Raw genomic sequence first — 12864 nt, forward strand, 5'->3', positions numbered from 1 at the left:
GGCTTGCTCGCGAAGGCTGTGTTTCAGTCACATCAATGCTGAATGACACACCGCCTTCGCGAGCAAGCCCGCTCCCACAGGTTCTGCGTCCATTTCGATATTCCCGGAATGGCAAAAAAGCATCCATAGAGTGTTGTTCACTATTGTTCACTGTCAATGGGTGAACTGTTCAGTTGTTCATTTTCGATTGTTCATTTGTGTTCAGCAACGAACGTGGTTTTGCCGTCTTCTTCTGGAATTTCAAGTGCAATCAACGGCTTGCGATTTTTGGCACGGATGTCGCTATGTAGCTCCGGTCGCTTGACTCCAATAATAAAAAGGCCGAGCCATGTCACTCACCCTGGAGCACGTCAGCCGCACCGTCGAGGGCCAGACCTGGATCGACGATGCCAACCTGAGTTTTGAACCCGGTTCCTTCAACGTTTTGCTGGGTCGGACCTTGTCCGGCAAAACCAGCCTGATGCGCCTGATGGCCGGTCTGGACAAGCCCGACAGCGGGCGCATCCTGATGAACGGCGTCGACGTCACCCAACGCCCGGTGCGCTTGCGCAACGTGTCGATGGTCTATCAGCAGTTCATCAACTACCCGACCATGACGGTGTTCGAGAACATCGCTTCACCGTTGCGTCAGGCCGGTGTATCCAGCGAGCTGATCCAGAGCAAGGTGCTGGAAACCGCGAAGATGCTGCGCATCGAGAAGTTTCTAAAGCGCTATCCGCTTGAGCTTTCCGGCGGTCAGCAGCAGCGCACGGCCATGGCCCGGGCGCTGGTCAAGGATGCCGAACTGATCCTGTTCGACGAGCCGCTGGTCAACCTCGACTACAAGTTGCGCGAAGAACTGCGCCAGGAAATGCGCGAGCTGTTCAAGGCGCGTCACACCATCGCGATCTATGCCACCACCGAGCCCAACGAAGCGCTGGCCCTGGGCGGCACCACCACCATTCTTCACGAAGGCCGGGTGATCCAGAGCGGCCAGTCTTCCTCGGTCTATCACCAGCCGCAAACGGTGCTGGCGGCCGAACTGTTCTCCGAGCCGCCGATCAATCTGATGCCAGGTCGCATTGCCGGCAACGAAGTGAGTTTCGCCAACTTCGTACACTTCCCGCTGAACGTCGATTTGCGTCCGGTGGGCGAGGGCGAGTTCCGCTTCGGCATGCGCCCCAGCCATATCTCGCTGGTGCCGAGCAATGACGATGACCTCGAACTGGCAGTGACCGTCGAGGTCGCGGAAATCAGCGGCTCGGAAACCTTCCTGCACGTACGCAACGAGCATTTCCTGCTGGTGCTGCACTTGCCGGGCGTTCACGAATACGACGTCGATGCGCCGATTCGCATCTACATCCCGACCCATAAACTGTTTGTGTTCGATACGCAGGGGCGCCTGGTCCAGGCGCCGGGCCGGCGTGTCTCGAGGGTTGCCTGATGGCCGAAATCCGTTTGCAGAACCTCGCCCACAGCTACACCAAAACCCCGGCGGGACCTGAGGACTACGCGATCCGCGAGATGGACCACATCTGGGAGCAGGGGGGCGCCTACGCGTTGCTCGGTCCATCGGGCTGCGGCAAGTCGACCTTGCTCAACATCATTTCCGGGCTGCTCAGCCCGTCCCAGGGCCATGTGCTGTTCGACGGCAAAGCGGTCAACGACCTGACCCCGGAGAAGCGCAACATCGCCCAGGTTTTCCAGTTTCCGGTGGTCTACGACACCATGACGGTGTTCGACAACCTGGCCTTTCCGCTGCGCAACCAGGGCATGGCCGAGGCGAAAGTTCATAGCAAGGTCCAGGAGATCGCCGAAGTCCTCGACTTGCAGAACCTGCTGAGCAAAAAGGCGCGCAACCTCACCGCCGATGAAAAACAGAAAGTCTCCATGGGTCGCGGGCTGGTGCGTGATGACGTGTCGGCGATCCTGTTCGACGAGCCGCTGACGGTGATCGACCCGCACCTGAAGTGGAAACTGCGACGCAAGCTCAAGCAGATTCACGAGCAGTTCAACATCACCATGGTCTACGTCACCCACGATCAACTCGAGGCCTCGACCTTCGCCGACAAGATCGCGGTGATGTACGGCGGGCAGATCGTGCAGTTCGGCACGCCAAGGGAGTTGTTCGAGCGGCCGAGCCATACCTTTGTCGGCTACTTCATCGGCAGCCCCGGGATGAACCTGATCGAGGTGCAGCCGCGACCGGGCGGCGTCGGGTTTGCCTCGACTCACCTGCCGCTGTCCGAGGCCATGCAGCAGCGCATCGCCGAAACCGAATGGAAAACCCTCAAGGTCGGCATTCGTCCGGAGTTCGTCCATGTGTGGGACGAAGCCTTTGATGACGCGCTGCGGGCGCAGGTCGTACACGTCGAAGACCTGGGCACCTACAAGATCATGACCCTGAACCTCGATGGCGCCACCCTGAAAGTGCGTCTGGCCGAAGACAAACCGGTGCCGCAAGGTACGGCCTACATCAGTTTTCCGGCGCAATGGTTGATGGTCTACGCCGACGAATTCCTCCTGGAAACCCAAGCCAACATTGAGGTGCAGCCATGAACAAGGTGCAGAACAACAAGGCCTGGTGGCTGGTGCTGCCGGTGTTCCTGCTAGTGGCGTTCAGTGCGGTGATCCCGATGATGACCGTGGTCAACTATTCGGTGCAGGACATCTTCGACCAGTCCAGCCGCTATTTTGTCGGCGCCGACTGGTACAAACAGGTGCTGCTCGACCCGCGCCTGCATGACTCGTTGTTGCGCCAGTTCATCTATTCCGGCTGTGTGCTGCTGATCGAAATTCCCCTGGGCATCGCCATCGCCCTGACCATGCCGACCAAGGGACGCTGGTCTTCGGTGGTGCTGATCGTGCTGGCGATCCCGCTGCTGATCCCGTGGAACGTGGTCGGCACCATCTGGCAGATCTTCGGCCGCGCCGACATCGGCCTGCTGGGGGCGAGCCTCAAGGCCATGGGTATCAACTACAACTATGCGGCGAACACCATGGACGCCTGGGTCACCGTGCTGATCATGGACGTCTGGCACTGGACCTCGCTGGTGGCGCTGTTGTGCTTCTCCGGGTTGCGGGCGATTCCGGATGTGTATTACCAGGCGGCGCGGATCGACCGTGCCTCGGCCTGGGCGGTGTTCCGGCATATCCAGTTGCCCAAGCTCAAGAGTGTGCTGCTGATCGCCGTGATGCTGCGCTTCATGGACAGTTTCATGATCTACACCGAGCCGTTCGTGCTCACGGGCGGCGGTCCGGGCAATGCCACGACCTTCCTCAGTCAGACCCTGACCCAGATGGCCGTAGGGCAATTCGACCTGGGGCCGGCTGCGGCATTCTCGCTGGTGTACTTCCTGATCATCCTGTTGGTGTCCTGGCTGTTCTACACCGCCATGACTCACTCTGACGCCAACCGTTGAGGCCTGCGCCATGAGCAAAAGAAAGCTTATCCCCTTGCTGCTCTACATCCTGTTCCTGCTGGTGCCTATCTACTGGCTGCTGAACATGTCCTTCAAGAGCAACAGCGAAATCCTCGGTGGCCTGACGCTTTTCCCACAGGATTTCACCCTGGCCAACTACAAGGTGATCTTCACCGATCCGAGCTGGTACACCGGCTACATCAACTCGGCGTACTACGTGAGCCTGAACACGATCATCTCCCTGACCGTGGCGCTACCGGCGGCCTATGCCTTCTCGCGCTATCGCTTCCTGGGCGACAAGCACCTGTTCTTCTGGTTGCTGACCAACCGCATGGCGCCACCGGCGGTGTTCCTGCTGCCGTTCTTCCAGCTGTATTCCTCGATCGGGTTGTTCGATACCCACATCGCCGTGGCCTTGGCCCATTGCCTGTTCAACGTGCCGTTGGCGGTGTGGATCCTAGAAGGTTTCATGTCCGGCGTGCCCAAGGAAATCGACGAAACCGCCTACATCGATGGCTACAGTTTTCCCAAGTTCTTCGTGAAGATTTTCATCCCGTTGATCGGCTCCGGCATCGGTGTCACGGCGTTTTTCTGCTTCATGTTTTCCTGGGTCGAACTGCTGTTGGCGCGAACCCTCACTTCGGTGAACGCCAAACCGATCGCAGCGGTGATGACCCGCACGGTCTCGGCGTCCGGTATCGACTGGGGCGTGCTGGCGGCGGCGGGGGTGTTGACCATCCTGCCGGGCATGCTGGTGATCTGGTTTGTTCGCAACCACGTGGCCAAGGGCTTCGCCCTGGGTCGGGTATGAGGAACTGATGATGGAATGGATGAGCTGGACCGCCCCCACGGCGGCATTCTTCAGTGTGATTGCCCTGATCCTGGTGGTCATGACCACTTGGGAATTACGTTCGCCGAGCATCCTTCGGCGTGGTTTTCTGCCGATTGCCACCACCCGTGGTGATCGTTTGTTTATCGGTCTTCTCGGCAGCGCCTACCTGCACTTGCTGGTAATCGGCGTCACCGACTGGAGCATCTGGGTGGCGTTCGCGTTGTCCCTGGTGTGGCTGTTGGCTGTGATGCGTTGGGGCTAGTCGAATCGCTCGGCAATGTTGCTCCGAAACTTAAACAGGAGGTCTCTATGTTCGACAAAAACAATAAGCTGCGACATAGCATTTCATTGGCAGCCATGCTGGCACTCAGCGGTTTGAGCGCTTCGGCCTGGGCCGATGCCTACGAAGATGCCGCGAAGAAATGGATCGGCAGTGAATTCAAGCCGTCCACACTCACCGCCGATCAACAACTGGAAGAGCTGAAGTGGTTCATCAAGGCAGCGGAGCCGTTCCGTGGGATGAACATCAAGGTGGTGTCGGAAACCATTGCCACCCACGAGTACGAGTCCAAGGTGCTGGCCAAGGCCTTCACTGAAATCACCGGGATCAAGCTGACCCACGACCTGCTGCAGGAAGGCGACGTGGTGGAAAAGCTGCAGACCGTGATGCAGTCGGACAAGAGTATCTATGATGGTTGGGTCAACGACTCGGACTTGATCGGTACGCACTTTCGCTACGGCAAGACCGAATCGATCACCGACCTGATGGCCAACGAAGGCAAGGACTTCACCTCGCCGACCCTGGACATCAAGGACTTCATCGGCATCTCGTTCACCACTGCGCCGGACGGCAAGATCTATCAATTGCCTGACCAACAGTTCGCCAACCTGTACTGGTTCCGCGCCGACTGGTTCGAGCGCGCGGACCTCAAGGCCAAGTTCAAGGAAAAGTACGGCTATGACCTGGGCGTGCCGGTGAACTGGTCAGCCTATGAAGACATCGCCAAGTTCTTTAGCGAAGACGTCAAGGAAATCGACGGCAAGCGCGTTTACGGGCACATGGACTACGGCAAGAAAGACCCGTCCCTGGGCTGGCGCTTTACCGATGCCTGGTTCTCCATGGCCGGTGGCGGCGACAAGGGCATCCCCAACGGCTTGCCGGTGGACGAGTGGGGCATTCGCGTCGAGGACTGCCATCCGGTGGGTTCCAGCGTGACCCGCGGCGGCGACACCAACGGGCCGGCGGCGGTGTTCGCCACCACCAAGTACGTCGACTGGCTGAAGAAGTACGCGCCACCGGAAGCGGCGGGCATGACCTTCTCCGAATCAGGTCCCGTACCGTCCCAGGGCGCCATCGCCCAGCAGATATTCTGGTACACCGCCTTCACCGCCGACATGACCAAACCGGGCCTGGCGGTAATGAACGCCGACGGCACGCCGAAATGGCGCATGGCGCCGTCGCCGCGTGGGCCGTATTGGGAAGAGGGCATGAAACTGGGCTATCAGGACGTGGGTTCCTGGACTTTCATGAAGTCCACGCCTGAGAAGCAGAAACTCGCGGCCTGGCTGTATGCGCAGTTCGTGACCTCGAAAACCGTGTCACTGAAGAAAACCATTGTCGGCCTGACCCCGATCCGCGAGTCGGACATCAACTCGCAGGCCATGACCGACCTGGCGCCGAAACTCGGTGGCCTGGTGGAGTTCTACCGCAGCCCGGCCCGCGTGCAATGGACCCCGACCGGGACCAACGTGCCGGACTATCCACGCCTGGCGCAACTGTGGTGGAGCCACATCGCCGAAGCCGCCAGCGGCGAGAAAACCCCGCAACAGGCACTCGATGGCCTGGCCAAGGATCAGGACGCAATCATGAGCCGTCTGGAACGCTCGAAGGCACAAGCCACCTGCGCGCCGAAAATGAACCCCGAGCGCGATGCGCAATACTGGTTCGACCAGCCGGGTGCGCCGAAGCCGAAACTGGAAAACGAAAAGCCAAAAGGCGAAACCGTGAGCTACGCCGAACTGCTGAAATCGTGGGAGGCGGCGCGTAAATAAAGTGATTGGACTGTGAAAAGCGAACGGCACCGGAAGGTGCCGTTTTTGTTTGTGCTTGTCCGCGAAGTGGCCATTGAGGACAGTTGGGCTCTCTGAGCAGCATTACTTCTCAAAAACAATGACCCGTGGCGAGGGAGCTTGCTCCCGCTGGACTGCGCAGCAGGCCCCTTTCGCAAGTTCCGGTCTATCTGGTAAAGAGTGAAGATCTCAAATTTTGGCGACTGCTTCGCAGCCGAGCGGGAGCAAGCTCCCTCGCCACAGAAAACGGCACCCGAAGGTGCCGTTTTTGTTTTCTACCGAGAGTCGCCTAAGCGATCAACCCGCCAACCCCGACTGTTGAACCAGGTTCAGTAGTGGTTGTGGGTAGACGCCGAGGAAGAACGCGACCAGGGCGATGGCCAGCAGCATCACGCCGCCTGCCTTCTGTTCCCAATGCAGTTGCGCATCGTGGCGACGCAGGTTCGGTTCGATCAGGTACAGGGTGACCATGACGCGCAGGTAGTAGAACACGCCGATGGCGCTGCCCAGTACCAGCGAGCCGACCAGCCACCATTGGTGCGATTCGACACCGGTGGCGATGATGTAGAACTTGCCGATGAAGCCCGCGGTCAGCGGGATACCAGCCAGCGACAGCATCATCACGGTCAGTACGGCGGTCAGGTACGGACGGCGCCAGAACAGGCCGCGGTATTCGTACAGGGCGTCTGCGTCACGGCCGTTGTACGGCGAGGACATCAGGGTGATCACGCCGAAAGCGCCGAGGCTGGTGATCACGTAGGTGACCAGGTACACGCCGATGGCTTCCACGGCCAGACCCTTGCTCGCCACCAGGGCGATCAGCAGGTAACCGAAGTGGGCGATGGACGAGTAACCCAGCAGACGCTTGAGGTTGCTCTGGGTCAGCGCCAGCAGGTTACCGAACAGGATCGACGCAATGGCGATGATGGTCAGCACGTCGCTCAGCACGCCGCTGCTTGCGGCTGGCGAGATCTGGAACAGACGCACCATCACCGCGAACACAGCCACTTTGGAAGCGGTAGCGAGGAACGCTGCAACCGGCGCCGGAGCACCTTCGTAGACGTCCGGCGTCCAGAGGTGGAAAGGTACCAGCGACAGCTTGAACGCCAGGCCGATCAGCATCATGCCCAGGCCCAACTGAGCCAGTGAGCTTGGCAGGCCAGTAGCCGCAAGCGCCTGGCCGATGCCGACGAAGCTCAGGGAACCGGAGTCTGCGTAGAGCAGGGCCATACCGAACAACAGGAACGCGGAACCGGCAGCCGACAGCACCATGTACTTGATGCCGGCTTCCAGCGAACGCTTGTTGAAGAAGGCGTAGGCCACCAGACCGTAGACCGGCACCGACAGCAGTTCCAGACCGATGAACAACCCGGCCAGGTGCTGCGCGCTGACCAGAACCAGGCCACCGGCGGCGGCCATCAGGATCAGCAGGTACAGTTCTTCACGGTTGCCCGGGTAACCGGAGCCGCCATCGCCGAGGTAGGCGTGGGCGAGGGTGACACAGGCGAGGGTGGCGACCAGGATCAGCGCCATGTACAGGCAGGCAAAGGTGTCGATCTGCAGCAAAGGCGTCACGGCCAGGGGCGCGACTTTCAAGGCCGGCAGGATCGACAGCAAAGCCAGGTTCAGACCCGCCACGGAAATCAGGAAGGTCTGCGAGTGGTTGCGGCGCCAGGCGATTGCCAGCATCACCACGATAATGGTGAGGCTGGTAATCAACAGCGGCGCTAGCGCGATAAAGTGTTGAGTCGTGAATTCCATAGCGCTCTTACCGGGCCGAAGCGAGTTGAGTGAAGGCGGTGCCGAGCCACTGCTGCACGCCATGCATCGTCGCGGCAGAGGTATCGAGGAACGGTTGCGGGTACACGCCGATGTAGATCAGCAGTGCGGCCAGACCGACCACCATGATCATTTCGCGACCGTCCATGCCATGCAGTACCGCGTCCGATTTGGCCGGACCGAAGTACGCACGGTGGATCATGATCAGCGAGTAGACCGAACCGAACACCAGGCCGGACGTGGCGATGATGGTGACCCATGGGGCGATCGGGAAGGTGCCGATCAGGATCAGGAATTCGCCGACGAAGTTACCGGTACCCGGCAGACCCAGGGACGCCGCTGCAAAGAACAGGCTGAGGGCCGGCAGGTAAGCGATCTTCGACCACAGGCCACCCATTTCACGCATGTCGCGGGTGTGGGTGCGTTCGTACAGCTGGCCACTCAGGATAAAGAGTGCCGCTGCCGACAGGCCGTGGGCGAGCATCTGCATCACCGCGCCCTGCAGCGCCAGTTGGCTGCCGGAGTAGATGCCGATCAGTACGAAGCCCATGTGGGAAACGGACGAGAAGGCGATCAGACGCTTGATGTCGGTTTGTGCGAAGGCCAGGAACGCACCGTAGAAGATCCCGATCAGACCCAGGGCCATGGCGAACGGCGCGAACTCGGCCGAGGCATTCGGGAACAGCGGCAGGGCGAAACGCAACAGGCCGTAGGCCGCGGTTTTCAGCAAGATACCGGCGAGGTCGACGGAACCTGCGGTCGGTGCCTGGGCGTGAGCATCAGGCAACCAGGAGTGGAACGGTACGACCGGCAGCTTGACCGCGAAGGCGATGAAGAAGCCGAGCATCAGGATGTACTCGGTGGTCATCGACATCTTGGTTTTCAACAGGTCGGCGTAGTTGAAGGTAATCACGCCTGTGTTGTTGAAGTTGACCAGTACCAGACCCAGGATCGCCACCAGCATGATCAGGCCGGAAGCCTGAGTGAAGATGAAGAACTTGGTCGCCGCGTAGATCCGGGTTTTCTTGCCGTCCGAAGAACTGTGACCCCAGAGCGCGATGAGGAAGTACATCGGCACCAGCATCATTTCCCAGAAGAAGAAGAACATGAACAGGTCGAGGGCGAGGAACACACCGACGACACCGCCCAGGATCCACATCAGGTTCAGGTGGAAGAAACCCACGTGACGCTGGATCTCTTTCCACGAGCAGAGTACCGAGAGCACACCCAGCAGACCCGTGAGCATGATCATCAACAGTGACAGGCCGTCGAGGGCCAGGTGCACGTTGATGCCGAAGCGCTCGATCCAGACGTGCTTGAACTCAAGCGCCCAGGTCGGGTCGGCGCCAGGCGCCGGGGCAAATGAATAATCACCGTTGGCCCACAGCCAGAGGCCGAGGGAGAGCAACAGGGACATGGTGATCAGCGCAATCCAGCGGGGGAGGGTGGCGCCGAAGCGCTCACCCATCCAGCACAGCAGGCCGCCGATGAAGGGGATCAGGATTAGCCAAGGCAGAATCATGACGGGTTCGTTTCCTTTCGCAAATTCGCAAGGTTCATATCAGACCGCTACCAGCACGACGGCGCCAATGACCAGCACGGCACCAGCAGCCATCGAGGCGGCGTACCAACGCAGTTGACCGGTCTCGGTACGGCTCAGGGCGGTGTGACCGCCTTTGGCCATGCGCGGGATCAGACCGATGGTCTGGTCGAGCGGGTCTTTGCGCAGGATGTGGCTGATCGCCAGGTAAGGCTTGACGAACAGTTTGTCGTAGATCCAGTCGAAGCCCCAGGCAGCGAACCACCAGGCTGACAGGAAACGGCCGATGCCGCTGTTGGCGATGGCGGTGACGAAGCGACGCTTGCCAAGGAACAGCAGCGCGGCCAGCAGGATACCGGCCAGGGCGATGGCGCCCGAAGCGATTTCCAGGCTGTGCTTGGCTTCGCCGCCGGCATGGCCGACGCTTTCCGGCAGTACACCGTGCAGCGGTGGAACGATCATCGCGCCGATGGCGGTGGACAATACGATCAGCACCGACAGTGGCAGCCAGTGGGCGATGCCGTGACCGGCGTGGGCTTCGGTCTTCGCTTCACCGTGGAACGTGATGAAGATCAGGCGGAAGGTGTACAGCGAGGTCATGAACGCACCGACCAGACCTGCATACAGTAGGCCGTGGTTGCCGCTGGCGAACGCTTCCCAGAGGATTTCGTCCTTGGAGTAGAAGCCCGCGGTCACCAGTGGCAGGGCCGCCAGGGCCGCGCCGCCAACGATGAAGCTGGCGTAGGCCAGTGGCAGTTTCTTCCACAGGCCGCCCATCTTGAAGATGTTCTGCTCGTGGTGGCAGGCAACGATCACCGCACCGGAAGCAAGGAACAGCAGGGCCTTGAAGAAGGCGTGGGTCATCAGGTGGAAGATCGCGCCGTCCCAGGCACCAACGCCCAGGGCCAGGAACATGTAGCCGATCTGGCTCATGGTCGAGTAGGCGAGGATACGCTTGATGTCGGTTTGAACCAGTGCAGCGAAGCCGGCCAGGACCAGGGTCACACCGCCAACCAGGCCCACCAGGTGCAGGATTTCCGGCGCCAGGGTGAACAGGCCGTGGGTACGGGCGATCAGGTAGACACCGGCGGTGACCATGGTTGCGGCGTGGATCAGTGCCGAAACCGGAGTCGGGCCGGCCATCGCGTCCGCCAGCCAGGTTTGCAGTGGCAGTTGCGCGGATTTACCGACGGCGCCACCCAGCAGCATCAGGGTGGCCATGACCATCCAGAAGTCGCCGGACTGGAATTTTTGCGGAGCCAGCACCAGCAGTTCCTGGACGTTCAGCGTGCCCAGCTGGGCAAACAGAATGAACAGGCCGATGGCCATGAACACGTCACCGATACGGGTCACGATGAAGGCCTTGAGTGCGGCGTTACCGTTGTTGCGGTTGCTGTAGTAGAAACCGATCAACAGGTACGAGCACAGGCCCACGCCTTCCCAACCGAAGTACAGGAACAACAGGTTATCGCCCAGCACCAGGAACAGCATGCTGGCGATAAACAGGTTGGTGTACGCGAAGAAGCGCGAGTAGCCGTCTTCACCGCGCATGTACCAGGACGCGAACAGGTGGATCAGGAAGCCGACACCGACGACCACGCCGAGCATGGTCACGGACAGGCCGTCCAGGTACAGGGCGAAGTTCGGCGTGAAGCCTTCCACCGCCATCCACTGCCACAACACCTGGGTGTAGTGGCCGCCTTCCGGCGGGGCAACGTTGAACTGCCAGATCACGTAGGCGGTGACGATCGCCGACAGACCGATGGAGCCCACGCCGATCAGTGCGGCAAGGTTTTCCGAAATGCGGCCGCGCGAGAACGACAGCAGCAGGAAACCAATGAGAGGGAATACGAAAGTCAGAAAGAGTAGGTTCATCCGCGCATCTCACTGGCAGCGTCGATATCGAGCGTGTGGAAGCGGCGATACAGTTGCAGCAGGATCGCCAGGCCAATGCTGGCCTCGGCGGCTGCCAGGCTGATCACCAGGATGAACATGATCTGTCCATCCGGCTGCGCCCAGCGGCTACCGGCAACGATGAACGCCAACGCGGAGGCATTCATCATGACCTCCAGGCTCATCAGCACGAAGAGGATGTTGCGGCGGACCATCAGGCCGACCAGACCGAGGCAGAACAGGATGCCGGCGACCGCCAGACCATGCTCCATAGGGATAGCAGGCATCGTCATTGCTCCTTGGCTTCGTTACGGCCCAAATGGAACGCCGTGACGGCTGCGGCGAGCAGCAGCATCGAGGCGAGTTCGACCACCAGCAGGTAAGGACCGAACAGGCTGATGCCCACGGCCTTGGCGTCTACGGTGGTGTGGCCGACGGCCTGGCCGCTCTGGTGGGAGAACAGCACGTACAGCAGTTCAACCAGCAGCAAGGCTGCGAGGAGGACCGGGCCGCCCCAGATACCGGGCTTGAGCCAGACGCGCTCTTGTTGGACCGAGGCCGGGCCCAGGTTCAGCATCATCACCACGAACACGAACAGCACCATGATGGCGCCAGCGTAGGCGATCACTTCCAGGACACCGGCAAACGGTGCGCCGAGGGCGAAGAATGTCATCGCCACGGCGATCAGCGAAATGATGAGGTAGAGCAGGGCGTGCACAGGGTTGGTGTTGGTGATCACACGAAGCGTGGACACCACAGCGATACCCGATGCGAAATAGAAAGCGAATTCCATCTTTCTTCCTTAAGGCAGCAAGCTCTTCACGTTGATCGGTTCGGCTTCATTCTGCGCGGAGCCTTTCGGCTTCCCGGCAATCGCCATACCTGCAACACGATAGAAGTTGTAATCAGGGTTTTTGCCGGGGCCGGAGATCAGCAGATCTTCTTTCTCGTAAACCAGGTCCTGACGTTTGAACTCGGCCATTTCGAAATCCGGCGTCAGCTGGATCGCGGTGGTCGGGCAGGCTTCCTCGCAGAGGCCGCAGAAAATGCAGCGCGAGAAGTTGATGCGGAAGAAGTCCGGGTACCAGCGACCGTCTTCGGTTTCAGCTTTCTGCAGCGAGATGCAACCGACCGGGCACGCCACGGCGCACAGGTTGCAGGCTACACAACGCTCTTCGCCGTCGGGGTCGCGGGTCAGGACGATACGCCCACGGTAGCGCGGCGGCAGGTACACGGCTTCTTCCGGGTACTGCAGCGTGTCGCGCTTGCGGAAGGCGTGGCCGAAAATCATCACCAGGCTGCGAAGCTGGGTGTAGAAGCCATGCACGATGTCAAAAATGTACTTCATG

12 protein-coding genes are annotated in these 12864 nt (G+C 60.3%); 6 read left to right on the forward strand and 6 right to left on the reverse strand.

Features of this window, described 5'->3' with window-relative positions:
- The first annotated feature begins 328 nt into the window (after window positions 1-328).
- From KGA88_RS14520 to KGA88_RS14545, 6 genes are read left to right on the forward strand one after another with little or no spacing between them, the layout of a single operon-like run.
- Window positions 329-1423 (forward strand): ABC transporter ATP-binding protein, encoded by a 1095-nt coding sequence (locus KGA88_RS14520; protein ID WP_223592016.1) that lies wholly within the window; start codon window positions 329-331, stop codon window positions 1421-1423.
- On the forward strand, window positions 1423-2538 hold the full coding sequence (locus KGA88_RS14525; RefSeq protein WP_223592018.1) for an ABC transporter ATP-binding protein: 1116 nt from the start codon (window positions 1423-1425) through the stop codon (window positions 2536-2538). The genes KGA88_RS14520 and KGA88_RS14525 overlap by 1 nt, the downstream gene beginning before the upstream one ends.
- The gene (locus KGA88_RS14530; protein ID WP_110662254.1) at window positions 2535-3401 is read left to right on the forward strand and encodes a carbohydrate ABC transporter permease; all 867 of its coding nucleotides are present in this window, start codon (window positions 2535-2537) and stop codon (window positions 3399-3401) included. The genes KGA88_RS14525 and KGA88_RS14530 overlap by 4 nt, the downstream gene beginning before the upstream one ends.
- Window positions 3402-3411: 10 nt before the next feature.
- Window positions 3412-4212: a carbohydrate ABC transporter permease gene (locus KGA88_RS14535; RefSeq protein ID WP_007970460.1), complete on the forward strand. Its 801-nt coding sequence runs from the start codon at window positions 3412-3414 to the stop codon at window positions 4210-4212.
- A gap of 10 nt (window positions 4213-4222) precedes the next feature.
- Entirely contained in the window at window positions 4223-4495 is a 273-nt protein-coding gene (locus tag KGA88_RS14540) for a DUF2160 domain-containing protein (protein WP_110662252.1), read from the forward strand.
- A gap of 47 nt (window positions 4496-4542) precedes the next feature.
- Window positions 4543-6285 carry an ABC transporter substrate-binding protein gene (locus KGA88_RS14545; protein ID WP_110662251.1) on the forward strand — a complete coding sequence of 581 codons (1743 nt, stop codon included), beginning with the start codon at window positions 4543-4545 and terminating at the stop codon, window positions 6283-6285.
- A 315-nt stretch (window positions 6286-6600) separates the two neighbouring features.
- On the opposite strand, the gene nuoN is transcribed toward KGA88_RS14545, so the two are convergent.
- Genes nuoN through nuoI form a run of 6 tightly spaced genes read right to left on the reverse strand, consistent with a single transcriptional unit; the run spans window position 6601 to window position 12863 of the window.
- Entirely contained in the window at window positions 6601-8064 is a 1464-nt protein-coding gene (gene nuoN, locus KGA88_RS14550) for an NADH-quinone oxidoreductase subunit NuoN (RefSeq protein ID WP_150701295.1), read from the reverse strand.
- A 7-nt stretch (window positions 8065-8071) separates the two neighbouring features.
- Complete coding sequence (nuoM, locus tag KGA88_RS14555; protein ID WP_110659242.1) at window positions 8072-9604, reverse strand: NADH-quinone oxidoreductase subunit M; 1533 nt, start codon at window positions 9602-9604, stop codon at window positions 8072-8074.
- Between the two features lie 39 nt (window positions 9605-9643).
- On the reverse strand, window positions 9644-11497 hold the full coding sequence (gene nuoL, locus KGA88_RS14560) for an NADH-quinone oxidoreductase subunit L (protein ID WP_223592021.1): 1854 nt from the start codon (window positions 11495-11497) through the stop codon (window positions 9644-9646).
- Window positions 11494-11802 carry an NADH-quinone oxidoreductase subunit NuoK gene (nuoK, locus tag KGA88_RS14565; RefSeq protein ID WP_007946416.1) on the reverse strand — a complete coding sequence of 103 codons (309 nt, stop codon included), beginning with the start codon at window positions 11800-11802 and terminating at the stop codon, window positions 11494-11496. The genes nuoL and nuoK overlap by 4 nt, the downstream gene beginning before the upstream one ends.
- A gap of 2 nt (window positions 11803-11804) precedes the next feature.
- Window positions 11805-12308 (reverse strand): NADH-quinone oxidoreductase subunit J, encoded by a 504-nt coding sequence (gene nuoJ, locus KGA88_RS14570; protein ID WP_103395473.1) that lies wholly within the window; start codon window positions 12306-12308, stop codon window positions 11805-11807.
- Between the two features lie 9 nt (window positions 12309-12317).
- Window positions 12318-12863 carry an NADH-quinone oxidoreductase subunit NuoI gene (nuoI, locus tag KGA88_RS14575; RefSeq protein ID WP_177330210.1) on the reverse strand — a complete coding sequence of 182 codons (546 nt, stop codon included), beginning with the start codon at window positions 12861-12863 and terminating at the stop codon, window positions 12318-12320.
- Window position 12864: the final 1 nt, after the last annotated feature.

Origin of the sequence: Pseudomonas sp. A-R-19, from assembly GCF_019956575.1 — a bacterium.
Taxonomy (GTDB): Bacteria; Pseudomonadota; Gammaproteobacteria; order Pseudomonadales; family Pseudomonadaceae; genus Aquipseudomonas.